Source organism: Mesobacillus maritimus, from assembly GCF_019749255.1.
Lineage (GTDB): Bacteria > Bacillota > Bacilli > Bacillales > Cytobacillaceae > Mesobacillus_B > Mesobacillus_B maritimus_A.
In genome coordinates this window covers 25,881-51,076 of sequence record NZ_JACWFH010000020.1, presented here as the reverse complement: position 1 = coordinate 51,076, position 25,196 = coordinate 25,881, and the positions used below count along the sequence as shown (strand labels likewise).

Annotated in this window: 23 protein-coding genes; 8 read left to right on the top strand and 15 right to left on the bottom strand. The window is 39.4% G+C overall.

Annotated elements, in window-relative coordinates:
• Nucleotides 1-355 precede the first annotated feature (355 nt).
• Nucleotides 356-703 (top strand): DUF4260 domain-containing protein, encoded by a 348-nt coding sequence (locus H0185_RS15555; protein WP_221874430.1) that lies wholly within the window; start codon nt 356-358, stop codon nt 701-703.
• Nucleotides 704-900: 197 nt separating this feature from the next.
• On the opposite strand, the gene H0185_RS15550 is transcribed toward H0185_RS15555, so the two are convergent.
• Together H0185_RS15550 and H0185_RS15545 are read right to left on the bottom strand one after the other, a co-directional pair.
• Nucleotides 901-1,689: an enoyl-CoA hydratase/isomerase family protein gene (locus H0185_RS15550; RefSeq protein ID WP_221874429.1), complete on the bottom strand. Its 789-nt coding sequence runs from the start codon at nt 1,687-1,689 to the stop codon at nt 901-903.
• A gap of 49 nt (nt 1,690-1,738) precedes the next feature.
• Nucleotides 1,739-2,044, bottom strand: a complete 306-nt coding sequence (locus tag H0185_RS15545) for a hypothetical protein (protein WP_221874428.1) — start codon at nt 2,042-2,044, stop codon at nt 1,739-1,741.
• A gap of 326 nt (nt 2,045-2,370) precedes the next feature.
• Between H0185_RS15545 and H0185_RS15540 the strand changes: the two genes are divergently transcribed.
• Nucleotides 2,371-3,339 (top strand): LCP family protein, encoded by a 969-nt coding sequence (locus H0185_RS15540; RefSeq protein WP_246629226.1) that lies wholly within the window; start codon nt 2,371-2,373, stop codon nt 3,337-3,339.
• A gap of 244 nt (nt 3,340-3,583) precedes the next feature.
• On the opposite strand, the gene H0185_RS15535 is transcribed toward H0185_RS15540, so the two are convergent.
• Nucleotides 3,584-4,189, bottom strand: a complete 606-nt coding sequence (locus H0185_RS15535; RefSeq protein ID WP_221874427.1) for a hypothetical protein — start codon at nt 4,187-4,189, stop codon at nt 3,584-3,586.
• A 175-nt stretch (nt 4,190-4,364) separates the two neighbouring features.
• Between H0185_RS15535 and H0185_RS15530 the strand changes: the two genes are divergently transcribed.
• The 3 genes from H0185_RS15530 (at nt 4,365) to H0185_RS15520 (ending at nt 6,310) form a co-directional block, all read left to right on the top strand.
• Nucleotides 4,365-4,988 (top strand): hypothetical protein, encoded by a 624-nt coding sequence (locus H0185_RS15530; protein ID WP_221874426.1) that lies wholly within the window; start codon nt 4,365-4,367, stop codon nt 4,986-4,988.
• Between the two features lie 121 nt (nt 4,989-5,109).
• The gene (locus H0185_RS15525) at nt 5,110-5,556 is read left to right on the top strand and encodes a MarR family winged helix-turn-helix transcriptional regulator (protein WP_221874425.1); all 447 of its coding nucleotides are present in this window, start codon (nt 5,110-5,112) and stop codon (nt 5,554-5,556) included.
• A 319-nt stretch (nt 5,557-5,875) separates the two neighbouring features.
• Nucleotides 5,876-6,310: an ArsI/CadI family heavy metal resistance metalloenzyme gene (locus tag H0185_RS15520; RefSeq protein WP_221874424.1), complete on the top strand. Its 435-nt coding sequence runs from the start codon at nt 5,876-5,878 to the stop codon at nt 6,308-6,310.
• A 348-nt stretch (nt 6,311-6,658) separates the two neighbouring features.
• Here H0185_RS15520 and H0185_RS15515 read toward each other — a convergent pair whose 3' ends face one another.
• The gene (locus H0185_RS15515; protein ID WP_221874423.1) at nt 6,659-7,924 is read right to left on the bottom strand and encodes an L-lactate MFS transporter; all 1,266 of its coding nucleotides are present in this window, start codon (nt 7,922-7,924) and stop codon (nt 6,659-6,661) included.
• A 25-nt stretch (nt 7,925-7,949) separates the two neighbouring features.
• Nucleotides 7,950-9,152 carry a formate-dependent phosphoribosylglycinamide formyltransferase gene (gene purT, locus H0185_RS15510; RefSeq protein WP_221874422.1) on the bottom strand — a complete coding sequence of 401 codons (1,203 nt, stop codon included), beginning with the start codon at nt 9,150-9,152 and terminating at the stop codon, nt 7,950-7,952.
• 500 nt (nt 9,153-9,652) lie between these two features.
• Here purT and H0185_RS15505 point away from each other — a divergent pair, with 500 nt between their 5' ends.
• Nucleotides 9,653-10,597, top strand: coding sequence for an aldo/keto reductase family protein (locus H0185_RS15505; RefSeq protein WP_221874421.1), 945 nt, complete (start codon nt 9,653-9,655; stop codon nt 10,595-10,597).
• 101 nt (nt 10,598-10,698) lie between these two features.
• Here the strand turns inward: H0185_RS15505 and H0185_RS15500 are convergent, their stop codons facing one another.
• From H0185_RS15500 to H0185_RS15485, 4 genes are all read right to left on the bottom strand, one after another.
• Nucleotides 10,699-11,271 carry a hypothetical protein gene (locus tag H0185_RS15500; RefSeq protein WP_221874420.1) on the bottom strand — a complete coding sequence of 191 codons (573 nt, stop codon included), beginning with the start codon at nt 11,269-11,271 and terminating at the stop codon, nt 10,699-10,701.
• A 203-nt stretch (nt 11,272-11,474) separates the two neighbouring features.
• Complete coding sequence (locus H0185_RS15495; protein ID WP_221874419.1) at nt 11,475-12,539, bottom strand: DmpA family aminopeptidase; 1,065 nt, start codon at nt 12,537-12,539, stop codon at nt 11,475-11,477.
• A gap of 172 nt (nt 12,540-12,711) precedes the next feature.
• Entirely contained in the window at nt 12,712-14,178 is a 1,467-nt protein-coding gene (locus tag H0185_RS15490) for a GIY-YIG nuclease family protein (RefSeq protein WP_221874418.1), read from the bottom strand.
• Between the two features lie 315 nt (nt 14,179-14,493).
• Entirely contained in the window at nt 14,494-15,144 is a 651-nt protein-coding gene (locus H0185_RS15485; RefSeq protein ID WP_221874417.1) for an SDR family oxidoreductase, read from the bottom strand.
• Between the two features lie 192 nt (nt 15,145-15,336).
• On the opposite strand from H0185_RS15485, the gene H0185_RS15480 reads away from it, so the two are divergent.
• Nucleotides 15,337-16,518, top strand: coding sequence for an LL-diaminopimelate aminotransferase (locus H0185_RS15480; RefSeq protein ID WP_221874416.1), 1,182 nt, complete (start codon nt 15,337-15,339; stop codon nt 16,516-16,518).
• A gap of 72 nt (nt 16,519-16,590) precedes the next feature.
• On the opposite strand, the gene H0185_RS24505 is transcribed toward H0185_RS15480, so the two are convergent.
• Nucleotides 16,591-19,203 (bottom strand): flavin-containing monooxygenase, encoded by a 2,613-nt coding sequence (locus H0185_RS24505; protein ID WP_343223157.1) that lies wholly within the window; start codon nt 19,201-19,203, stop codon nt 16,591-16,593.
• A gap of 1,129 nt (nt 19,204-20,332) precedes the next feature.
• Nucleotides 20,333-21,145 (bottom strand): EcsC family protein, encoded by an 813-nt coding sequence (locus H0185_RS15465; protein ID WP_221874415.1) that lies wholly within the window; start codon nt 21,143-21,145, stop codon nt 20,333-20,335.
• A 430-nt stretch (nt 21,146-21,575) separates the two neighbouring features.
• Between H0185_RS15465 and H0185_RS15460 the strand changes: the two genes are divergently transcribed.
• Nucleotides 21,576-21,758, top strand: a complete 183-nt coding sequence (locus H0185_RS15460; RefSeq protein ID WP_221874414.1) for a hypothetical protein — start codon at nt 21,576-21,578, stop codon at nt 21,756-21,758.
• 223 nt (nt 21,759-21,981) lie between these two features.
• On the opposite strand, the gene H0185_RS15455 is transcribed toward H0185_RS15460, so the two are convergent.
• The 4 genes from H0185_RS15455 to H0185_RS24500 all read right to left on the bottom strand — a co-directional run bounded on the left by H0185_RS15455 (nt 21,982) and on the right by H0185_RS24500 (nt 24,981).
• A complete protein-coding gene (locus H0185_RS15455) occupies nt 21,982-22,134 on the bottom strand; it encodes a hypothetical protein (protein WP_221874413.1) in 153 nt (50 codons plus the stop codon).
• 19 nt (nt 22,135-22,153) lie between these two features.
• Nucleotides 22,154-22,897 (bottom strand): ABC transporter permease, encoded by a 744-nt coding sequence (locus tag H0185_RS15450; protein ID WP_221874412.1) that lies wholly within the window; start codon nt 22,895-22,897, stop codon nt 22,154-22,156.
• 14 nt (nt 22,898-22,911) lie between these two features.
• A complete protein-coding gene (locus H0185_RS15445; protein ID WP_221874411.1) occupies nt 22,912-23,634 on the bottom strand; it encodes an ABC transporter ATP-binding protein in 723 nt (240 codons plus the stop codon).
• Between the two features lie 132 nt (nt 23,635-23,766).
• Nucleotides 23,767-24,981 carry a sensor histidine kinase gene (locus H0185_RS24500; protein WP_343223156.1) on the bottom strand — a complete coding sequence of 405 codons (1,215 nt, stop codon included), beginning with the start codon at nt 24,979-24,981 and terminating at the stop codon, nt 23,767-23,769.
• Nucleotides 24,982-25,196: the final 215 nt, after the last annotated feature.

Sequence of the window (25,196 nt, the reverse complement as noted above, 5' to 3'; positions counted from 1 at the left end):
GTAATTATCCTAAGTTTTTAATATACCATACGCTAGGCTATCATGCTATTTATCCTGCTAGTAGAGACATTTAAAATAAAGCTGTTTTTTAAGTTGGGGTGACATTGATAACCCAAAGCCGATTTTAACGCATAGTATAGTGTCATCGTGCGAATTAGGGTGCTATTTTACTTATGAATCGCTATGTAATTATCGGTCTGTTTCAAGAAAACTCAAGATTTTTTTACATTATGTGGTAATATATACTTAAAGATTATGAAAATTCAGTTCCTTAACCAACGAGGCTGTAATCTTTAACAAAGGAGATTTACCCTATGTATTAAAGAATTACATTGAAAAAGTGGGGGAAACAAAGTTGAATAAAATTATGTTACACATTGAAGGGCTGGCAGTTTTTGTGTTAAGTGTCTATCTTTATTCGGAAAATGAGTACAGTTGGGGAATGTTTTTATTATTATTGTTAGCACCTGACATTTCAATGATAGGGTATTTGATTAACAGTAAAGTTGGAGCAAAATGCTATAATCTCTTTCATACTTATAGTTTGTCGATTACTATTGTAATAGTAGGTTTACTCCTATCGAATCAGTTGGTGTTGGCAGTAGGGTTAATTTGGTCAGCTCATATAGGGATGGATAGAGCAATTGGTTACGGGCTTAAATATACAACTAATTTTAAAGATACACATTTAAATAGAGTTTAACGAACGGGTGCTTTGGGAGTATGAGAACGCCCACATCAGAATAAAAGCTTGGGATATCCCAAGCTTTTTTGTGTTCATTGAATGATAATTAATTGCTATTTATGTTGCAAAATCGTTTGCTAATTAGTCTGCAAATTTAAGTTTTCTCCACGCTATCTGAACTGAAGATCCTTTTTATATAGCCTTAGTTATAAAAACTATTCGCCTCTAAAGACAGGCTTTCTTTTTTCAGCAAAAGCTTGTACGCCTTCCTGAACATCTTTCGTTCCGAAACACACTTTAATCGAAGAGTATTCTTGTTTTAGAATGGTCGTTAAATCTGTGTCCTGGCTAGCGGCAAGCAATCTTTTCGAGAGCGTCATCGCAACCGGTGGCCCCTCGGCTAATGTTCTGGCAAATGCCATCACCTGTTCATGAAACTCCTCCTCAGGGAAGATTCCGTTTACTAACCCTAAACGTTCAGCTTCCTCCGGAGTGATGTCCCGACCTGTATAAATCAATTCTGCGGCTTTGGCCTGTCCAACCAATCTCGGTAAAAAGTAAGTCATACCCGCATCTGGGCTGAGTCCGCGACGAATGTATCCAGCTGTTACCTTTGCACCAGCTGACATAAAACGCATATCACATGCAAGAGCAAGTGCGAGTCCTGCCCCAGCAGCAATCCCATTTATTGCTGCGATAACTGGTTTATCACAATGAACAATTCCTAATGCTTGATGACCAACCCACCCTAAGTCGTCCAACTTTTTATGACGTGATTCATTTGTTGTGTCTCGCTTCGCATAATCAGTCAAGTCAAGACCCGCACAAAATCCTCTTCCACTTCCAGTAATCACGATAACACGGACTTCATCATCGGCTGAAGCCTCAGAGATGGCCTGAATTATTTCCGTGCTTAGTTTATCATTCACCGCATTCAAACGCTCAGGTCTGTTAAGGGTCAATGTCCGGACCCCGTACTGCGTATCTACTATAATATGCTCCATCCTTTATTCCTCCTCAACATGTTTTTTCTGATTATTTAGACTAATAAAATTATACCAATGAAACGATGCGCCTGTACACCTTTAATTTTTCCAAGTGTTTTCCAAGTGCTTTCCCAAGTACATCCAAGTGACAGGCACCTCCCAGTAACTGGGAGGTGCCTGTCACTTTACACTTTTCTTCCATGTTTTTATACGAATCCCATTCGTCCAACTGGGCCGCTACAAAAATTTTTATTAAGGATTTAGTTGAAAATTTTTTCCCGTAATCAATTAGTGGACAATCATAATCCTCCAGTGGAAGTTGGGAAAGACATTGACAAATGAGCAGTTCACGTCCTATACTTTTCTTGTTCATTTTGAAACTCCTTTGTAGAAGACTTGTTTGTTTAAAGGGAACAAAACAAGGTCAAACACTTCTACAATAGGAGTTTTTTTCTTGTGTACAAATACATTTTATTGAAAAAATGGGATTTTTTTAAAGTTACACAAAGCTAGTGGTCACTCGGGTTTCACCTGGGGTGCTCCTGTCATCAAACTGTAATCTGATATTCAATAGACTGAAATTAATTTATGAAATAATGGGACTCTCAAGAAGTTTGTAGGAACATGTCGATTCCCATTTTAGGGAGGAGGCAGTTATTTGTGATTGGCTATCATTATTCTGGCTAGGTGGTGCACGTTTTGTCACGGAGAAAAAGGAGTAGATTTAGAGTAAAGTGGGGGAGAGTTTTTGGCGCCTTTCTGCTCTTCGGAGTCTTTATGGTTGGTCTTTTTACCATCATAGAGTCCATTGAAGGGGCGATAAAAACGATTAATCAACCATTCAAGAAAGACGAACCCAACCATACATATGAAAGAGAAGACAATCTAGTATTTCAAGGAGAAGAAAACACACTAGATGAAGTGAATGTTCTGTTATTAGGAAGCGACTCCCGCGGGGAAGAACAAGCTCGCACAGATACCATTATGATTGCCCATTACGACCCACAAACTAGTAAAATAAAACTGATTTCGCTCATGCGTGATATGCTTGTTTCGGTGCCTGATTATGGACAACAAAAACTGAATGCCGCCTTTACGTTCGGCGGCCCTGAATTACTACGTGAAACCATTAAAGAAAACTTTGGGGTAAACCTCCATTATTATGCGATGATTGATTTTGAAGGATTCGAAGAAGCCGTTGATCTCCTTGTACCCAATGGAATTGAAGTCGATATTCCCTATGAGATGTCTGATGGAATCGAGATGACTTTAGAAAAAGGCAAACAACGATTGCATGGAAAAGAACTGCTAGGATATGTTCGTTTTCGTCAGGATCGCTTGAGCGATTTTGGTCGTGTTCAAAGACAACAAGAGGTCATATCCAAATTAAAGGAAGAAGCCGTAGGTCTGCAAAATATAGCCAAACTTCCCGAGCTATTAGATTTGTTACATACATACCTCGACACGAATATTCACACCTCTACCCTATTGAGTATCGGAAAAAACGTTTTAACGAAAGAAAGCGGAGAGATTGAAACTTTACGCATCCCTGAAGATGGAAGTTTTGAAAACAAACGCCATGATACTCTTGGAGATGTATTAGAAATTGATTTTTCACAAAATAAACAATCGCTTCAAGCATTCTTACAATCGGTACCAGAGCCGTAGGAAACATCCAGTGAAAAGAATCATTCCTAGAGATGTTTTTCTGAATTTCAAACGTTATGTCTAACTAAATCCTAGTTTTACTCATATCGTAATGGTTGTGAGGATCACCATTTTATAAGCAAGAATTCGAGGTTGTTTTAAGCACTATAAACGTACCAATATAGGAAAATATTTTTATACTAATGGTGCCATGCACCTCCAATAAATAAAGGAGGATTGCATGGCACCATTTTAGTGTTGAGATTTATTCGTCTAATTGCATTCCACTTTGAACATTACTAGATTTGCTATTTACAATAGACAGCAGGCTCACACCGATTGCCGACCAACTCACTCCCCCTAGGAACATAAGGAACACCATAATAGGCCCTTCACTTGAATCATCAAGACTCATGGAGACAAAAGGCAAAAGACAGAATAATAGAGTACTAATCATTAATAACAAAGCAGAATAAGCTAAAGACCTTGGGACACTTTGGATTCTTTTTAATTGACGACAAAGGATGATGGATCCAAATACCATCGTGATTAATCCTGTAAACAAAAAGAGAAGTCCGAATGGAATATTTGAATCTAGCATATAAATTTCCGAAAAATGAAATAGCGTATGAAGAATTAATGAAATCGTTAAGATGGTAGCCGAAGCTTTAATGGACTTTTTATACAAGTTAAACAACACCATTATCCCGCCTACACAAAGCAGTGGAAACAAAAATTTACAATAATCTGTCCAATGGGATGGTGTATAACCTGTATTTATTTCTCTGCCTATGACGAGCCAATCATAACCTGGCTTTAATCCCCATAATAGTCCTCCGATTACACATAATATGGCATAAAGTTTTTTCATACCCGACCTTCCTTTTTACAAAATATGTAAATATATATTCTGCTTTCTACTGGAAAATTCCTACTGTTGGAACTCCTCACAAAAATTAGTTCCATGATTTTTTTCATTCATTTCACAGTTATCACATAGTTTTAAAACATCTCATAATTTGGAAGGAATACGAAGGGGGAATGTTTTGGTGGAATTAAAACGCTTTTCACTTTTACGATTCTATAAGATTAGTGGAATAATTGGGTGCTGTCTTTATATTCTTCATGGAATTGCATTCGCCTACTCTCATGGCACTACCCCACAAAATCGGGAACTACCGATTTTTGGAGTCCCGCAAGCAACCGCTTTAACAGCTATAGCCCTTTCATTCTGTCTTTGTTTTTGGTTCTCGCTGTTTGGATTAAAAAAAGAGGTGCAACCTTTAGGCAAGGTTGGAAAATGGAGTTTAACAATAGCACAACTCAGTTTTATAGCATTATTTGTTTCAGGAATTCTGCAAAATGTTGTCATTGACCCAACAATCGAATGGGACTCCACAATAGGGATTATCGGCTGGTTATTGCAAGTCCTTGCATGGCATATTTTTGCAGTGGAGATGGTTATTCTAAGCATTGTCTCATTTCTAACCAAAAGGTCAAATAGCCTTTTATTCCTATCTATGGGCATAGTCGCGCTGCTTTCTTTTCACTCAGAATTAATGATTTATACTGTTTCAACCGGAACTCTTTTTTGGGACATTATCCATGCACTTCTCTATTTCCCGTTCGGAATCATTTGGTTCCTCATGATTTTTAAAATTGAATTATGAGGATTGTCCTCCCTTCGGAAACGACAAATAACCAGGACAGATAAAATCATTTGCAAAATTATCCATTTAAAGGTTGCATTTTACAAGTATATTGTGTATAAATAAATTAGAGGTGGAAGAAATGGAAAATGTTAGAGAACTTTTTCAAACAATGACAAGGCGCTTTGGACTATTGAACAAAAATTGTTGTCAAATTGGAGGCAAAGAAGTATCCCTTGTCCAAAGCCATATTTTATATGAGATATTTCGCAATGACAAACCTTCCATGCAACAGGTGGCTGAAACGTTGGGGATGGATATCACCACCTTTAGCCGTCAAATACAAACGCTTGTTAAAATGGAACTCGTAGTGAAAACGCCCCTACCTGAAGATCGTCGTGTTACGCAACTATCACTAACTACGCAAGGAAACTATGTGGCAGCGAAGATTGATGCAGATATGAATCAATATCTTGATGAAGTGTTTTCAAATATGAGTGAGTTTGAAAGAGAAATGGTCATTAAATCAATAAAACTTCTAAACGAAGCAATGTCAAAATCAACCGTTTGTTGTAAGCCGTTAATTTGAGCAAGGATTCTTTCTTGCTCTTTTAAATAAACAAACACTTGTAAATTACAAATAAAAGGGGCTGGGAATATGTACTTGAACGACATGGAATTACAATTTTATTATGAAATGAAAAAGGAAGAAATGACGAAAGAAATATCCGCAAATAGGTATTCAGTTAAAAATAAAACACCATTCTATCAGGGTTTCTTACATGTGCTACAGCATATTCATTCACGAAAGAATTCTGTTCCTTCTAAGGAAAATTGCTGTAGCTACGAAGTTTGCTGTGAAAGTTAAAACAAGCACATAAATAATTGGATAGTAGGAGGAAACGGAAATGAAATACACACATATTGGTCTTAACGTTACAAATTTAGAAAGATCCATTGAGTTTTATAGCAAATTATTCGGGACTACTCCAGTTAAGGTAAAACCTGATTATGCCAAGTTCCTGCTTGAATCGCCAGGATTAAACTTTACTCTGAACCTTCAAGATGAAGTAAGTGGAAATCAGCTTGGACATTTTGGGTTTCAAGTTGAAAGTACAGAAGAGGTGGAAGCACACAAGATTAGACTTATGGAAAGCGGAATATTTTCACAAATAGATGAATTTGATACAACCTGCTGTTACGCTCGTCAAGATAAATTTTGGATTCATGACCCAGATGGGAACGAGTGGGAAATTTTCTACACGAAAGAAGATGTTGAAGAAAATGGTGTAAATGCAACTTCTTGTTGTGAAACTGAAAATATAACCTCTGATGCTAGGTAATTTCCCCAATGGCAGAAAAAATGAACAAACCAGGTCAATAAAAGATATTAAACATCGAACGATAGTACGACCTTTTCGATGCGTTCCTAAACGTCCAGGAACGCATTTTTTCTACATAAAAGGGCAAAAGCAAGCGTTATAACCACTTTTGTTTCTGTCCTTTTCGGATAATTAACATAAGAGAAGTCCATCTTTTTCAAAAAAATATAACTCCCCCCTACTTAACCATGGTCTTGATGATGCAAACAACAAAAAGGCTGCCGCAGCAGCCTTTTTGTTTGATCATGTACATCCCATTGTAACAAGATAAAATACGTTCCTCTCCCGTAATGGGCCCTAAAGGATCCCCTACCCAGCATTTTGAATGAGTTTCTTCGAATTGTCCTCTCTTAATCTCTTAATATCTAGACGAATCAGGAGTGATACTGCTAGTGCTATAATGAAAATTCCCGAAAAAATGACCAAGGTCCCTTGGTAGCTTCCGGTTGTTTCCCTTACCCAGGATACGAAGATAGGACCAGCTAAACCGGCCGCAGCCCAAGCGGTCAAAATATATCCATGAATGGCTCCAAGTTGCTTTGTTCCAAACAAATCACCGATATAAGCAGGGATTGAAGAAAATCCCCCTCCGTAACAGGTCATGATCAAGTAAACCGTAACTGAGAATAACAGTCCAACAGTAAGGTTTGGAAGGAAGAAAAAGGCGACAACTTGAAAAATGAAAAACAATGTATAAACATTGGGTCTACCGATGTAATCAGAAATGGTTGCCCAAGCAATTCTTCCTCCTCCATTAAATAAGCCCATGATTCCGACCATTGTCGCTGCCCCAGCTGCGGACATTCCGACTAGTTCTTGTGCCATCGGTGAGGCAACCGCAAGAATGGCAATTCCACACGTAATATTGATAAATAACATCACCCATAAAGCCCAAAACTGTCTCGTCCTAACTGCTTCATTGGCCGTTAACTGACGTAAGTCTTCTTTCAACTTCCGCTTATTTGTGGTTTTACCTGCTTCCAGCATGCCTTTCGGTACCCATCCTTCTTTCGGAGGTGCAAGGTACTGAGCAGAACAAAAGATAATAACGAAATAAGAAGCACCAAGAATATAGAAAGTACTGGAAATTCCATATGTTTCTATTAAATAATTCATAATCGGGCTCGCGATCATGGAAGCAAAGCCAAATCCCATAATTGCAAGTCCTGTTGCCAGTCCTCTCCTATCAGGGAACCACTTGACCAACGTTGAAACAGGCGTGATATAGCCGACGCCTAACCCTATTCCAGCAATCATCCCATAAAAAACATAGAGTAATAGCAAGGATTCCATCTGAATTGCTACCCCTGCCCCAGCAACTCCTGTACCAAAAAACAGTGCACTTAAGGTTCCCGCTGCTCGCGGCCCAAATTTCTCGACAAAATGACCTAGAAACGCTGCTGATAAACCAAGAAAAAGAATAGCCAAGCTAAAGGTAAAGGAAATTTCCTTCAACCCCCAGCCCATCTGTTGTTGAAGAGGTTTAGTAAACACACTCCAAGCATAAACGGAGCCAATTGAAAGATGAATCCCAACTGCTGATAGAGCGATTAACCATCGATTTTTTGTCTGCATCCTTCCATCCCTCTTTCTTCTTTGTCTAGTTGTTTGTTTTCCTAAACGTGTTCTCATACTTAATCCCAACTTTAGAAGCCGCTAGTTCCGCTTTTTGCCTTGCTTCTGTAACTGAATCTCCATTGCTTAATACGACCGCCATTCGTCGACCGATTTTTGTTTCCGGTTTTCCGAACACTCGAATCTGGGTATTCTGGACAGATAAACTTTCCGAAATTCCAGTCACTTCGAAATCCTTGCTTTCCTCAGTCGCTTTAATCGTATGACTAGCACCAGATTTCAAAAGCTGAACTTGTGGAACCGGATAGCCTAATATCGCTCTAATATGTAACGCAAACTCAGACAAATCTTGTGTTGCCATCGTCACCATTCCCGTATCATGTGGGCGCGGTGATACTTCACTAAAATAAACACCTGAAGCAGAAAGAAATAGCTCGACTCCAAACAATCCATAACCGCCCAGTGCATCGGTGATTGTTTTTGCAACAGTCTGCGCCTCAAGGAGTTGTTCCTCAGACATCTCGTGCGGTTGCCAGGATTCAATATAATCTCCATCTTTTTGCACATGCCCAATTGGAGCACAGAAGGAAGTTCCAGAACTTGAACGGACCGTTAATAAGGTAATTTCAGAATCAAAATGAACGAACTCTTCTACAATTACACGGTTTTTATTGGCTCTGCTACCCGTAATGGCTTGATTCCAAGACTGTTCAACCACAGCAAGGGAACGACAAACACTTTGTCCTTTTCCCGAAGAGCTCATGATTGGTTTGATTACACAAGGTACACCAATTTCCCTTACAGCCTCTTTTAATTCCTCAAGATTATTAGCAAAAGCATACTTTGCAGTTGGCAGACCCAGTTCTTCGCTGGCCAAACGACGGATGCCTTCTCTGTCCATTGTCAGGTTTACCGCTTTTGCTGTTGGAACGATATGAAAACCTTCGTTCTCAAGTTCAAGTAAGGTTTCCGTTGCAATGGCCTCAATTTCAGGAACCACAAAATCTGGTTTCTCTTTTTCTATGATTTTACGCAGTTCATCTCCATCAAGCATGTCCACGACATATGAACGATGCGCGACTTGCATAGCCGGAGCATGCTCATAACGGTCAACCGCAATCGTCTCAATTCCAAGACGCTGAGCCTCGAGGATTACCTCTTTGCCAAGTTCACCTGAACCAAGTAACATCACTTTCTTTGGATAACACACAACTTGAACACCTCTCATTGTTTGCCTTTTTGGTTATAATATCTTATAATCCGACTTGTTTCAAGGTTTTATTTTATTTTTAACGAACAATAAACTTAACAAACCGAATTATCGTTCGTTTAAAACCCACACTTGATCGAAGTTTATTTTTCGCTACACATCCATGATTTTACAATGCAAACATAAAAAAACTTCTTTATGTATTAATTCCTAAACATCATAGATCGAGTACAATTAAGACAATAAATAAGTAAAGCGGACGAGCGCTCAAGTCTTGGTATTTGAATTTAGCACATAGTGTTGTTAATCAATGAAGTAGTTGAAATTACCCAACTCAAAACGATCACCTATAATAAAGAACCATACTATTTTCCCTAATCCTTGCTAGATAACCTCAGAAATTGAATCCAAACAATAGAAGGCATATACTCATTTTAGAGACACCTTTTGAAAAAATCAGCTTTTTTTAAATGAAGAAAGTAAAGCTGTAAAACATTTAAACGATTGGAGATGAAACGATGAAATACAGAAATTTAGGTAGAAGCGGACTTAAGGTAAGCGAGGTTAGCTTAGGTAGCTGGTTAACTTACGGGGAATCTGTAGGAGACCATACTGCCGAGGAAATTATACATAAAGCCTATGAATTGGGTATTAACTTTTTTGATTCTGCCAACATGTATGGACGTGGGGAAGCAGAGCGTGTGATGGCAAAAGCGCTGAAATCTTATAATCGTGAGTCTTACGTGATTACGACAAAAGCTTTTTGGCCAATGGGTGAGGGACCAAATGATCGTGGACTTTCGAGAAAGCATGTAAGAGAGCAGGTTGAAGCTAGCTTAAAGCGCATGGATTTAGATTATGTCGATATCTTCTATTGCCACCGCTACGACCCGGAAACACCTGTTGAAGAAACACTAAGGACAATTGACGATTTGGTACGACAAGGGAAAATTTTATATGCCGGTGTGAGTGAATGGACTGCCGCCCAAATCGAGGAAGCGATGCGTGTTGCCGATAAATATCTTTTAGACCGAATCGTCGTTAACCAACCACAATACAACATGTTCCACCGTTATATTGAAAAAGAAGTGATTCCAGTTAGTGAAAAATACGGTGTTGGTCAAGTTGTTTTCTCTCCACTGGCACAAGGTGTTTTAACTGGTAAATACAAAGGAAATAAAATTCCAGAAAACAGCCGTGCCGCAAACCAGTCGATTAACCAATTCATCCAAGGATTTTTGCAAGAAGATATCCTAAACAAAGTCCAACAGTTGGAAGGAATCGCCAAGGAATTAGACGTACCGTTATCTGGTCTGGCATTGGCGTGGATCTTAAGACAGCCAAATATTGCAAGTACCTTAGTCGGCGCAAGTAAGCCTAGTCAGATCGAAGAAAATGTAAAAGCGGTTGATATTGAATTATCACAAGAAGTCATTCAAAAGATTGAAGATATCTTAAGCTAATAAAAACAAACCAGAAATAGCTTGGAATCAGGAACCTTGTTCTCTGCGTCCAAGCTATCTTTTCGCTGTTCTTTCTTAAATTGCAATTCGTTTATAAAGTCTTATTCTCCTCCGTTAATCTTTTGCCCGTTATCATCATAAGCCATTACCTCTACTGGCAATTCCACTTTATCTTTAGGGATAACCGCATACCAAACCCACAAGTTATCATGTACATAAAATCTGTTCGGCTGAACATTGCCTTCACTGTTAATTACGATTGTCTTCACATCGTCTTCGGCAAAACCGTAAATGAGAGAAAAATCCTTTTGAACATGATTATTCACGCGCCAATCTAAATGTCCTCTCTCCACTTTCTCCTCACGGAACTCTTGGAAATCCATCATTGGAGAGATAAACTTTTTCATTTCCGTAAACTCACTGTTTGTCAGCACAGGGACAATTCCTGAACTACTTTGTGCAAAAACCAACTTTGAGTGGTTATCAAACAAAAGAATTTTTTTACAATCGCCAAATTGTGCAGTCACGTTTTCACAAATGCTTTCTTCAAGGGATGTAGATGGAATCGTTAAAATAGCTGTTGTATTAGCAGACTTTGTAGGACGGAATACTCCAAAATACATGACACCAACTAACGCTAAACACAGGATAGCTACTAATATGTTTTTACTCATCTTCATCGCCCCTAATGGCACAAAATTTTAGATTACTCAAATAAATTATAAACCATTAGCTGTGGGAAGTCAGAATACTTCTAGCCTATTTTTTGTGACGCAAGGAAGAACCTGTACTTGTTTGACTGCCTTATCCTCAATTTTTATCTTGACCTTAACTCAACGCAGTCTTCTGGAACAAGAAAGGATTATCACAAGTTTTTTTATAATAGTGATATGTTAAAGTTTTCTATTAAATCTTTAAAAGCCGGCCTTGTATTCCCATCGCGCCCGACGACCGACTCGGCCGTAACCAATGAATTTAACACCGCCTCTTCAGTCGCTTCCCCGACTGCTCTAAATGCCAAGTCTATCTCTTCTTCATGAATAATGCTCAGCGTTAAACAGTGTTCAGGTTTTTCATGCGGAATCTTTTGTGCTGTCGAAAATCCAATCACAATCTCGCCACTACCGTTCGTGATAATCGAACCTGTTCTTGATAACCCTGTGATTGATCGTTTGATGATTCGATTAAGTTGTCTTTCTGTTACAGGTAAATCAGTCGCCACAATCACGATAATCGACCCTTTATCTTCTTCTTTATATGATTCTAGTATTGATTCCTTTAACTCTTGTCCGATTTTCCTCCCGTTTATGACAAGGTCACTTAAGATGCCAAAATTGGATAAGACTAAAACACCAATCGTGTACTTGCCATGTGACATCTCCATCATTCGTGAGGCACTGCCAATTCCTCCTTTTAAGGAATAACAAAGCATTCCAGTACCTGCCCCAACACTTCCTTCTTCAAACTCTACAGAGGTATTTTCCAAAGCTTGAATGAAATCTTCCGACTTTACATGCTTTGCTCTGACATCATTCAAAAACATATCATTGCATTCCGCAACAACAGGATTAACGGTCCCTGTTGTTCGGCCAATTTCAGGATTCTGGTCTAACATGTAATCAATCAATGTATCTGCCGCAATACCTACATTCAGAGTATTTGTTAAAAGAATTGGAGTTTCTAATGTACCTAACTCTGCCATTTGGATGGTCCCCATCGTTTTCCCAAATCCATTAATAACATGGCTAGACGCTATCAATTTTTCTTTAAATATATTTCCTTGATGCGGTAGAATGGCTGTGACTCCTGTTTGTTTGTCTTTTTCGCTCAGGGTCACATGACCCACGGTAACTCCTTCCACATCGGTAATCGCATTATGTATTCCTGGTTCTAATACTCCGATTTTGACTCCGTAATCTCGTATTCTTTTTTGATTGAACATATGTATCTCCTTTTTATTCTGCCTTCACCTAGCAATCTGTTTACCTATAAAATCTTTCGTTCCTCCTTCATTTTATCCTTCAAGCATAGTCCCATCAATTTTCAATAATTCCACTAAAAAAAGCCTCCCCAAGAGTAACTGCTCCTGAAAAGGCTAAAAAGGGGTCGAGTGATTAAACTGCGACCAATTGTTTTTCTTCTTTTACACTTAAGCTCTGACGATATTCCTCTGCCTTCATCGTGCGCGTAAACTCTGCCGTTGGTTCAATGTCTTGTACGAGGGTTTCAAGAATATCTACATCGGCATAGAAAAATTCTTTTCTTTGGTTGATTTTATTTACACGTTGCTCATTTAGGATTTCATGCATCTTTTGCTCTAAGCCAACTGCATTTTCACTAAAAATCATCGCATGAATATCAAATTTAAACGGAACAGAGGCATCACCCAATTCATCAATCCGATCCAATGGATTTAACCTGCGCGTCATTCCGACTTTAAACATACTTTCACCAAACGAACCAAGATTGGAGATGACGTAAACATAACCTGCCTTACCGTTTGCACGTTTTACGATCTCATCTTTTTTCTCTTCTAGGTTTTCGACCATTTCATTTAATTCCTTTAATCTTGCCTCCAGTAGAGCGATTTTCTCTGCATCACTTTCCTTACTAAGAAGCTCTTTGTTTTTCTCAATTTCATTAAGATACTTTTCTTCTTCTTTTTCTATCTTCTTTCTCTCTTGTTCAAGCAAGCGTTGTTCCTCCGCTTCTTGACGCATTTGTTCACGGATTTGGCGTTGCTCTTCTTTCTCTTTTTCTTTTTGAATATAATACTTGTATTCAATTTGAATTGCATTTTCAAATAACGGCTCTAACTCTTGAATGAATCGAGTAACGGTTGGTAAGATATTTGCATTTCCATTTCCGCAAATCGTTAAGTATTTTTGAGTAAGAGTTTTGGCACTAGAAATGGCCTTATCTAAATTTGTGTAGCTCAATGTATATAAGATGTTTTGTAGCTCTGCTTGAAGTCCGATAACCATTAACTGGTAGATGGTCTTGTTTGCTTTCGTTGTATATCTAGCTTCATAGCTCTCTACTAATTTTTTAATATCTCGATTATTCGCTGTCATTTCTTTTCTTAGAGCTTTGGAATCATTATGATGAAGATTGAGTTTTACAATTGTTCCATAGATCCCGTCACCAAGAGCTGCTTCTAATTCTGCTAATTCTGACTCTACTATTTTAAAATCAACAGCTACTGGAAAGTTTTCAATCAGTCTTTTAATTCCACCCGTTTCCGCTTTTAGCTTTTTAGCACCATTCTCAATTCTTTTCCATTCTTTTTGCTTCTTGTCCAAAAGAGCTTCTGCTTCCTCCGCCTCTTGGCCAAGCTTTGCTATTTTTAATGCGAGCTCTGCATTCTCATTTTCTGCGTTCTTTATATAATTATTTGCTTCCTCTTTAGCCTTAGCTATGATTTGCGAAGATTCTTCTAGTACAGATTGTCTAGCTTCCGTTACGGTTTTCTCAAATAATTGCTCTCTATCTTTCACTTTACTTTCAAGTTCAGCAAGGTAGGATTCTCTTTCTGCTAGGGTTTTGTTGATAGTTAATAATTCTTTAATCTTCTTAAACATCTATCTTCCCCCTTTATGTTTGTGTCGAGCAATCAACTTTTTTTATTATACTCTGATAAAACTTGATAACCAGTCTTTTGTAAGAAGTACCAAAAGTTAACATATATAACAAAAAGGAATAGAATCATTTCATATATTAAAAATGACCATTTTTCGACCCTAAAAAAACCCCGAACACCATATGTGGATGTCGATAAAAACTAATATTACTCCCTTTCTATTCTCAAGTTTTTCGTTAAAAACTAAAAACACTCCCAAGCGTTGATTTTCAACAATTGGGAGTGTTTCAATTAAATTGAGGTTCGTCATACAATCCTAAAGTGAATCAATTGCATCCTTGATCCCCTTTGTACCAGTCACAACCTGAAATTCCTTGCTAATTGTTTTCTCATTTTCTAAGCATGCAACAATGACACTTGCGACATCTTCACGAGGAATTTCATTTCTTCCCACTTCAAAGGCTACCTCAACTTGACCCGTACCCTTCTCATTTGTAAGGGCTCCAGGATGGATAATCGTATAATCCAATTCTGTGGATTTTAACCACTCGTCCGCATAATGCTTTGCTGCAACATAGGGAGCAAAGCTCGGAGGCGCTGCCTGGATGGCTTCACGTCTTGTGTCGAATGAACTAATCATAATAAACCGCTTCACGCCAGCCTGCTTCGCTGCTTCAATCGTTTTCACAGCACCGTCCAAGTCAACCATAATCGTTTTATCTTTCCCCGTATGTCCTCCAGACCCTGCTGTAAAGACAATCGCATCGACTCCTTCAGCTGCTTTCGCAATCGGTTCGATGTCTTGTTCCAGGTCCACCACGACTGTTTCAGCACCTAGATTTTCAAAAAAGAAAGCTTGCTCCTGGTTACGAATCATTGCCCTTGCTTCCAAATCATCATGGTTTTGAATGAATGAAACTAGATGTTTTCCAATTTGGCCATTTGCGCCAACAATGAGTACTTTCATTTATCTTCACCCTTTCCAACTCTCTCTCCCATTATCGTAAAACGAACAGAAGACGAATGTCTAGGAATCCACCTCGTTTTCCTATCCCGCAGTAAGAAAACACATTCCAATCCCGGGGGTCAGACACAAGGATATGTGATAAAATTAGTATATACATAATTCTGATTATTTAATATAGGGAGCGGTTTCGTTTTGAATATTACCTTGTCAGCTAAAATGAATGCTTTTCAAACTTCCATCTTTAGTGAACTAGCAGATTATAAAAAACGCAAAATTCAAGAAGGAAAGAATCTAATTGACCTTAGTATTGGCAGCCCTGATTTACCGCCTCCTGATTTTGTGATCGAGGAACTACAGAAAAATGTGCAAGATCCTTCTCAATATGGATACTCGTTGACCGGCACCATGGAGCTTCACCAAGCTATCACAGACTATTATCTTCGACAATTCGATGTTCGGCTTCATGCTGATGATGAGGTGTTAACGGTGATGGGCTCTCAGGATGGGCTCGTTCATTTACCGATGGTGTTCACCAATCCCGGGGACATAATTCTTGTACCAGATCCTGGGTATACAGCTTATGATGCAGGGATTGCTTTGGCCGGTGCCACCCCGTATCCAATGCCGTTAAGGGAAGAAAATTACTACTTGCCAGATTTAAGTAAAATTCCTAACGAAATTAGAGAGAAAGCCAAGCTCATGATTCTGAATTTCCCTGGAAATCCAGTTCCAGCTTTGGCTACAAAAGCATTTTTTGAGGATATCGTTCAGTTTGCAAAAGAAAATCAAATTGTCGTCCTTCATGATTTTGCCTATTCGGAGCTTTATTATGAAGAAAAGCCAATGAGTTTTTTATCAGTAGAAGGAGCAAAAGAAGTAGGTGCTGAATTTAATTCCCTGTCGAAAAGCTTTAACATGGCCGGCTGCAGAATTGGCTATCTTGTTGGCAATGCTCAAATGATTAATGGGTTGAATCGCTTAAAATCCAACCTCGACTATGGCGTATTTTTACCAATACAAAAAGCAGCAGTGGCAGCTTTAAATCATTCTTCTCAATTTAGCGAGCAGTTACGCCGCATCTATAAACAACGAAGAGATGTATTCGTGGGCGGGTTAAATGATTTAGGCTGGAAAGTAGCTTCACCGAAGGCATCGATGTTTGTCTGGGCAAAGGTACCAAAGCCTTATACCTCCACTCAATTTGCTTATCTACTAATTGATGAAGCTGGAATTGTGGTGACCCCAGGAAGTGCATTCGGTCGTGAGGGCGAAGGCTACGTGCGAATTGCGCTGACTCAGAACGAAGAGGTACTAGAAAAGGCTGTCACAAGGTTGAGGGAGTTATCTTTATTTTCGAACCATCTACCTATGTAAAAAGAGGCTGTCCCCCATTTCTTAATGAAGTGCGGGACTTACCTCTACTTATAATCTATTTCCCCAATTCCTCTAAGCTGTTTCCACCGAACTAAAAGCTTCCCTTAAAGCGTTTGCTGCCTGATGAATGGCTTTATCGCCTTGTAGCAACATCCCTGGAAGCCAGAAAAATCCATGAATCATTCCGTCGTAACGAGTTGCTTCAACCGCAACACCCGCCGCTTTTAATTTTTCAGCGTAGGCTTCGCCTTCGTCACGCAGTGGATCGAATCCACCTGTAATCACAAGTGCAGGTGGTAGCCCACTTACATCCTCTGCCAAAAGCGGTGAAGCATATGGATTTTTACCGTCCTCTTCATTCCGAAGATAATGATTCCAGAACCATTCCATTGTGCTTTTTGTTAGAAAATAGCCTTCAGCGTTATCCTTATAAGATTGAGTGTCATAATTATGGTTCGTTACTGGATAAATCAACATTTGATAGGATATAGATGGTCCGCCTTTGTCTTTCGCCATCAGTGCTACTACGGCTGCCAAGTTACCCCCAGCGCTATCTCCGCCAACGGCAACCCTTGCTGAATCTACCCCAATACTAGAGGCATTGTCGACCACCCATTGAACAGCACTATAAGCATCTTCAGCCGCTGCTGGGAATTTATGCTCAGGTGCTAGGCGATAATCAACCGAGATGACGACACAATTGGCACGATTGGTTAAAAGGCGACACGGAACTTCAACGGTATCGAGGTTGCCAATGACCCAGCCTCCTCCATGATAATAGACTAGAGCTGGAAAAGGCCCTTCACCTTCTGGAGTATAAATCCGAACAGGAATCTCACCACCTGGTCCTGGAATTCTTCTGTCTTCAACTTTGCCTACTTCTTCTGGAATTCCGGCCATGGCGCTAAAATCAGCCGAAAGCCTAGCCTCTTCCGGTATAAGTGTCTCCATCGCTGGACCGCCTGCTGCCGCCATTTGGTCTAATAGATATTTTGCCTGTGGATCAAGCTTTGTCATAACTGTTCCCTCCAGATTTATTTTATTTCGCTTTTTAGGCACAATTTTAGAAGATGTCGTGACAGAAAACCCTTCATACTCCTTGGCGGCTACGTCATCACAAATCTGACGGTAAAGTCCAACTCCTCCAAGAAAGGCCATAAATCCTCTTGGTTTCCCCTCAATATTTGCTCCCATATACCAGGAGTCCGTTTTCGTGGCAAGTGACATTTCAGCAATGATTTTACACTGCTGGCTCCAAGCCACTTCTGCTTCAGGTATTGCCTCAATGGTTTCAAGATTATTTTCACGGAGGTACTCGATACAATCGGCTATCCATTCTACATGCTGTTCAATCGAAACCAGCATATTGCTTAACACTGATGGACTCTGAGGACCGGTAATCATGAACATGTTCGGAAAGCCAGCTGTTGCGATCCCAAGATATGTTTTCAAATCTGCGCCTTCTGCCCACTTCTCTTTAAGAGAGATGCCGTCTTTCCCACGAATATCCATTTTAAAAAATGGACCAGTAATCGCGTCAAATCCAGTGGCAAAAACAAGAGCATCAAATTCATACTCACTTTCTTTGGTACGTAATCCTTTTGAGGTCAATTCGTCAATCGGATCTGACTTGATATCTACCAATGTGACATTCTTTCGGTTATATGTTTGAAAATAATTCGTGTCAATAATCGGCCGCTTTGTCCCGTAATAGTAAGTTGGCAATAGCATCTCAGCCACCTCAGGATTCTCAACAGTCTGGGCGATTTTGGACCGGACAAACTCTGCGACAGTGTCATTCGCTTCTTTTACAAAACCAATGTCATTATAGGTGTACATCAGAGTGAATAGTCCACCCTTATCCCAAGCCTCCTCGAACACACGCTGGCGTTCCTCAGGTGAGTCTTTCAGCGCCGATTTGTCTCGTGGAAACGATGGGACTCCATGCATGGAGGCAATCATTTGCTGTTTGATTTCATGATAATTCTCTTTTACTTTCTGAAGAAATTCTGGGTCGTAAGAATGATTTTCTGCTGGGGCACTAAACTGAGGTGTTCGTTGAAAAACGGTAAGATGTTCTGCTTCCTGGGCAATGACGGGAATTGCCTGGATTCCACTTGAACCTGTTCCAATGATTCCGACTTTCTTTCCTGTAAAGTCTACTTTTTCATGCGGCCACTTTCCGGTGTGATACAACTCGCCTTTAAAACGATCCATCCCCTTGAAGTTTGGCATGTTGGAGGCTGAGAGGCAGCCTAACGCGGTGATGAAATATTTTGCTGTGATCGTGTTACCTTCGCCCGTCTGGATGTCCCAATTTTTGTTCTTTTCATTAAAAGTAGCACTTGTGATTCGCGTCTTGAACTGAATGTCTCGACGAAGGTCTAACTTATCCGCGACAAAGTTTATGTAACGAAGTATTTCTGGTTGTTCAGCATAACGAGATGACCATGTCCACTCATTTCGCAACTCTTCTGAGAACGTATAATTATAGTAGATACTTTCGATGTCACAGCGAGCACCAGGATAACGGTTCCAATACCATGTCCCACCGACATCCTCCCCCGCCTCATAAACACGAACTGAGTAACCCAACTCCCGCAGACGGTGAAGCATATACAAACCTGAAAAACCTGCCCCAACCACAACAGCATCAAAAACTTGAGCTTCATGATTCCTTGTCACTAATCAATCTACCTCCTAAAATAGGTTTAGAAGTAATAACAATGCAGTTAGAAAGCGCTTACACTTTTATTCTCTTTTTCTGGGTGATTTCCTCTATTTATTTTTGAGTTATGGTGGCAATAGTGGTAACGGCGGGGAAAATAGAAAGAATTGATTGTTTAGAGGATGCTCAGTGCCCATACTCACTCGTGATTAAGGACTATGAGCACTGACGGGGCTTCTCTGTTCCCATACTCGCCGATGTTTCCTAACTATGGGCATTAACACGGCTCCTCTGTTCCCTTACTCACTCATGTTGCCTGACTATGGGCACTGACAAGGCTTCTCTGTTCCCATACTCGCCGATGTTTCCTGACTATGGGCATTGACAAGGCTCCTCTGTTCCCATACTCACTCATGTTGCCTAACTATGGGCATCGACAAGGCTCCTCTGTTCCCTTACTCACTCATGTTGCCTGACTATGGGCATTAACACGGCGCCTCTATTCCCTTACTCACTCATGTTGCCTGACTATGGGCACTGACAAGGCTTTTCTGTTCCCATACTCGCCGATGTTTCCTGACTATGGGCATTGACAAGGCTCCTCTGTTCCCTTACTCGGCGATGTTTCCTAACTATGTGCATTGACAAGGCTTCTCTGTTCCCATACTCACTCATGTTACCTGACTATGAGCACTGACAAGGCTCCTCTGTTCCCATACTCACTCATGTTGCCTGACTATGGGCATTGACACGGCTCCTCTGTTCCCATACCCACTCATGTTTCCTGACTATGGGCATTCTCAGTTAACATCATACCTATCCAATCTGACTTTAGTCACTGAACACGAGAAACGGAAGGGACACCCATATGGTGTGAGTGAGAATTAATGTGTTTAATCCATCAGGTAATAGAACTCCAATAGACTATTGTTGATGACCTATCTGGATGAAAACAACAATAAATCTGGTTCCAATAGACTGTATTAACACCCTCTCTAGTTTGAAACGACAATAGATAGGTCTTCTACACGCTCTATTAACGACCTTTCTTGGTTGAAACGACAATAGATTAGCCTCCAATAGGCTGTATTGATGCCCAATCTTGTTTAAACCCCTACTAGATAAGGCACCAATAATCCAACGCGCTTATAAGTTGCCCCTCTCGTCTTCCCCAAGTCTTTCAATAATCCTCCGCTTCTGATACAGCATGGTCCCAACTTCCGCTAAGTCGCTAATCATCGAACGGTTGGCAAAGGCCCCAAAGAGAATGCCGGCAACGGGAATCATCTGAAATAGTTTCTTCCAACCAAATTGTTCTGTAAAGGTTACCGTGACTTCACGCCATCCTTGCAGCTGAGAAATAACTTCTCGTGTTTGTTTATCACTATTTCCATATTCAGAAAGTTCATTGATGATTGCTTGTTTTCCGACCACATCCGCTGAAGAGAATTGCAGGCATTTAATAATAAACACCCTCTCTGCCTTTTCATTTGGATCATAGCCATGAATCATGGCAATTTCTTGGAGCGTTTTTAAAGAAATTCCAAGCACTGCTGGGATATCGATAGCGAGGGTGAAAATGCCACCAATTCCTGTACTCGCTCCCTGAACGGTCGCAACCTTTTTCCGTTGTTCCCCAAGTTCAAGCGCCGCCTGCTTCATCACCGAAACAGGAACATCCTGAATATCAGCTAACTGGTGAATTTTTTGCCCTGTCTTTTTTTCGATAAAATTGAAAACTGTTTTTTCATTGGACAAGTACTGTCCACCTGTTTGAAGATAACTTCCCAACTCGTCTAACAGTGTTCCAATTTTATCTTGGATGAATTTTGGCGTAAGCTTATCTAGCATTTTAAAAGGAAGCCTCCCAAGACGTTCCCAAAACCATAATCCCTTTTGGTCCTTTTCCCATTTCTCAATCTGTTTTAGTTCTATTAATAATTGATCCCTAGTCTCCATCCTTTTCAGCTCCATCGGTTTAATTTCTATATTACGTTCTGAAACTAGAATAGGTTTCGTTTTAGAAAACAAGGGATTACAAAAGGAGGTTATCCTACCGGGTTCCATTGCCTATCACATACAATAAAAAAGAGTGCCATTTTCATATGAAATTGACACTCTTTTTTATTGATTTAAAGCCCTTTGTGTTGAAAATACACATAAAATTTGTATAGTAAAATACACCCCTACATATTTACCATCAATTTTATATACAAAATATTTTGGATATATAGGTTAAGATGAATTAAAGTTTATGAAAATATGTACTCACGCTAACGGGGGAGAATTACTAATAGTGAAACTTTTATTTTTCTAATTCGTACATAAGTTATATTTAACGGAATAATCCATGTTAAAATTCAAACAAAAATCAAGGGGGGATTTCAATATGTCTGAAGATGTTTTTGCCATCGTAGCCATCGTTTCTATTGTGTTATGGATTGCGGTTTCCCGTGAAGCTGTAAAACCTTCAAACGAGATAAATTGGCGAAAAATGATCACCTTACTTTCTGCGGGTTCTTTATCGGCATTAATGATAACCATTGCGCTTTTTCAAAACCTGCCATTTTAGTTCCGTTCACTGATGCATTACTTCAAGATGTATTAATACCTTTGTTCCTCTAAAGAAAATACTATAAGAACATTAGAACCAAAATAGTTCTCTTATACACCGACCCAGTCAACAAATAGGGGAGACTCAATAGACTATTAGACAATTCGTTCTCATATAGGATAAACCTTTCATTGCTACTATTAACTTATGTTATTTTTCCTATCTTTGAGTAATCCGACATTTATTCTAGTTGTACTAGCCCTCCAATGACAAAGAGGGCTAGCAACAGGAATCCTGCAAGAGTTACAGTGATGCTATTGGTGATAAAACCTACTAGAAAGATAGGTGCCGTTGCGGGTGTCATATATAAGAGGTTCCATTTCTTCTTTTTCATACCATTTCCTCCTAAGCGCTTATCGATCATTCCACCGGAAAAACTTAGTCCCAATCAAGGTTGAAACAATTAAGATTCCAAGTAAAACTCCCAGGTCAACCAAAGCGCCTGATGTAAAGAGTGTTCCATTCCATCCATCCCTTAACACATTTACAACATAAGTTAAAGGCACGAAGACAGACATTTTTTGTAGCACCTCAGGTAATGCCTCTAACGGAAGGGTTGCACCAGATAAAAACATCATCGGGTACATCGCAATTAGCGCAATCCCAAGTGCCGTCTGCATTCGTTTTGCCAAGCTAGAGACAATAAAACCAATTGAAAAGAACGTAATCGAGCAAAAAGTTAAGGCGACAAAGAACTCGAAAGGATGGACTGTTAATTCAGATCCAAATCCAAACTTTGCGATAAGCAAAATCTCAATCGCTCCTACATAAATCGCGAAAAACCCTTTAATGATTGTTGCGGTAAAGATTGCCCGTTGATTGAGCGGGGTGCCGCTTAATCGCTTATACACTCCCTTTTCCCTGTCGATGACCACTTGAAGCCCCATCGAGAAAAACGCCGTCGTAAAAATAATGATTCCAATCATACTAGGAATATAAGCTTGGAAATAATCTAACCCATCATAGGAATTAGATTTAAACATAAGTCCAAAGACGACAAAGCTAACTGCCGGTACGATAAAGGTAAATAATAATGCCAATGTCTCGCGAAAGAATAAGGTTAACTCCATTTTTGTATGTGATAAGATTGTTTGCATAATAATTTCCTCCTTTACATTTCTACAGCATGCTGTAGATACACATCTTCCATTGTTCCTTGGGTATTTACTAAAGACTCAACCAGACGATTCGGTGCGTCACAGGCCACGAGTTTGCCTTTTTTAATAATCGCAATTCTGTCACAATATCTTTGTGCTTCATCCATATAGTGAGTAGAGAGAATGATGGTTTTTCCTTCCCCGCGATACTGATTAATGCATGCCCAGAGCTCAAGTCTTGCTTGCGGATCCAACCCAGTTGTTGGCTCATCTAGAAAGATAATCTCGGGATCATTCACCAAGGCAAGCGCAAGCGATGTGCGCTGTTGCCATCCTCCTGAGAGGTTTTTAACATATTTGTTTAAATAAGGCTTGAGCCCAAGTGTAGCGATAATTTCGCTCAGGTCTCTATTTTTCTCATAATAAGAACTAAACAACTTTAAAGCCTCTTTGACTTTAATCCGGTCGTAAAGGGCTGTTTGTTGAAGCTGAATCCCGATCTGTTGTTTAATTTCATCTCCTGACACGGAAAGGTCTTTTCCAAGAACTTTGACACTTCCAGCATCTGGTTTCCGTAGCCCCATCATGATTTCTAACGTGGTTGATTTTCCCGCACCATTTGCCCCGATGATTCCCAGTACCTCTCCTTTTTTAACTTGCAACGAAATCCCATCCACTGCTTTGACATTCCCGTAGCTTTTTACAATCCCATTTAGTTCAATCACATTCTGATTCATGTTCACAACTCCTTTTATCCTGCTCTTCTTTATACTTTTATCCTACAAAGTGAGTCTTAAATTAATCTTAAGAAAACCGTATGTTAACATTAAGAATGCAAAAAAAGAGATAACACATTAAGTGCTATCCCTTTAAATCGGCAGTTCTATAATAAAATTGGTCTTTCCACGCTCAGGGTTTGTATCCACATACACCCGGCCCCGATGCTTTTCGACGACTTTTTTGGTAATCGCTAACCCTAACCCTGACCCTCCATCATTTTTTCTACTTTTATCTCCTCGAACAAAAGGATCAAATAGCGTCCGGGCAAGGTCCTCACTGATGCCGACGCCGTCATCGCCAATTTCGATTGTGATGATATCATCAGACTTTTTCAGGGTAATAAACACAGCTGTTTTCTTTGGATTATATTTAATACAGTTTTCTAAAAGGTTTGAAATCGCTCGATAAAGCAGCCTAGCATCAAATGCATACAGAATCTTAGGTGCTGGAATATCAATGTGGAGCTCCATTTCCTTTTCGGCGAACCTATCATAATATTCAACAATCACTTCACGTAAAAATTCACCCACATCTTTTTCTTCTACAAGGATTTGCAAATCTGGATTATCCAATTTAGAAAAGATGAATAGTTCATCAATCAAGGTGGTTACCCTTATGGACTTGTCATGAATATATTTGAGGTAGCGTTTTTGTTGTTCTTCCTCTTCTACCAATCCTTCATATAAAACTTTTGAATAGCCTTGAATGGTCGTCATCGGGGTTTTCAAGTCATGAGAAAGATCCGCAAGCATTCGTTTTTTACTTTCTTCCAGCTGTTCCTTTTCTTCGCTTCTTATTCTTAGCTCCTCTGCGGTTCGTTTCAGATCCTCATTCAATTCTTTATACTTAAGGGAGACTTTCATAATAAACGGCAATATCCCACCACCAAAAACTGGCGGCATAAAACTAAGCACAAGATAGAATTGATCAGGGAAGACCGTTTTATAGATAAGATACAAACAAAAGGCGAGAAAACTCCCACACAACATATACATCCATTTTAGTGGCAAGCGCACCATTTGATTGACAAACACGAAAACGATATAGATATACATTGGATGATAAAAGAAAGAAAAAAACAGCGTAATTATCAATTCAACAGCAATCAACATAAGGGTGTATTTCTTACTCCAGAATACTTGCCTGTAGATGATGACAAAGAGGAGCATCAAAAACAGCCCAATAAAAAGTTTCCCTCCTTGCTCCTGAAATAGAAAATAAAGGGGAATACACATATTGGCTAAGTAAATATATGGAGGGAACCCTTCTTTTTCTGGAAATAGTTTAGTAAGAAATATCTTCACACGATCGCTTCCCTAGATTTTATTAGAAACCTATAACATTTTCATAAATTTTTCAAAGACTGATAATATTGTTTATTAAATCCAAACGCCGTTTTTAAAAGCTAAAATTTAGTTTCATGCAAAAAACGCTATTTTATAAGGAACAATATAGCTCAACCATTGATACCTTTATCAGGTAAAGCAATAAAGTCTAAAAAATCCTTATAAAAAAATAG

Coding starts and splice junctions, on each gene's coding strand:
- H0185_RS15550 (WP_221874429.1), bottom strand. CDS start 1,689: ATGGAGCATATTATAGTAGATACGCAGTACGGGGTCCGGACATTGACC.
- H0185_RS15545 (WP_221874428.1), bottom strand. CDS start 2,044: ATGAACAAGAAAAGTATAGGACGTGAACTGCTCATTTGTCAATGTCTT.
- H0185_RS15535 (WP_221874427.1), bottom strand. CDS start 4,189: ATGAAAAAACTTTATGCCATATTATGTGTAATCGGAGGACTATTATGG.
- H0185_RS15525 (WP_221874425.1), top strand. CDS start 5,110: ATGGAAAATGTTAGAGAACTTTTTCAAACAATGACAAGGCGCTTTGGA.
- H0185_RS15520 (WP_221874424.1), top strand. CDS start 5,876: ATGAAATACACACATATTGGTCTTAACGTTACAAATTTAGAAAGATCC.
- H0185_RS15515 (WP_221874423.1), bottom strand. CDS start 7,924: ATGCAGACAAAAAATCGATGGTTAATCGCTCTATCAGCAGTTGGGATT.
- purT (WP_221874422.1), bottom strand. CDS start 9,152: ATGAGAGGTGTTCAAGTTGTGTGTTATCCAAAGAAAGTGATGTTACTT.
- H0185_RS15505 (WP_221874421.1), top strand. CDS start 9,653: ATGAAATACAGAAATTTAGGTAGAAGCGGACTTAAGGTAAGCGAGGTT.
- H0185_RS15500 (WP_221874420.1), bottom strand. CDS start 11,271: ATGAGTAAAAACATATTAGTAGCTATCCTGTGTTTAGCGTTAGTTGGT.
- H0185_RS15495 (WP_221874419.1), bottom strand. CDS start 12,539: ATGTTCAATCAAAAAAGAATACGAGATTACGGAGTCAAAATCGGAGTA.
- H0185_RS15490 (WP_221874418.1), bottom strand. CDS start 14,178: ATGTTTAAGAAGATTAAAGAATTATTAACTATCAACAAAACCCTAGCA.
- H0185_RS15485 (WP_221874417.1), bottom strand. CDS start 15,144: ATGAAAGTACTCATTGTTGGCGCAAATGGCCAAATTGGAAAACATCTA.
- H0185_RS15465 (WP_221874415.1), bottom strand. CDS start 21,145: ATGGAGACTAGGGATCAATTATTAATAGAACTAAAACAGATTGAGAAA.
- H0185_RS15460 (WP_221874414.1), top strand. CDS start 21,576: ATGTCTGAAGATGTTTTTGCCATCGTAGCCATCGTTTCTATTGTGTTA.
- H0185_RS15455 (WP_221874413.1), bottom strand. CDS start 22,134: ATGAAAAAGAAGAAATGGAACCTCTTATATATGACACCCGCAACGGCA.
- H0185_RS15450 (WP_221874412.1), bottom strand. CDS start 22,897: ATGCAAACAATCTTATCACATACAAAAATGGAGTTAACCTTATTCTTT.
- H0185_RS15445 (WP_221874411.1), bottom strand. CDS start 23,634: ATGAATCAGAATGTGATTGAACTAAATGGGATTGTAAAAAGCTACGGG.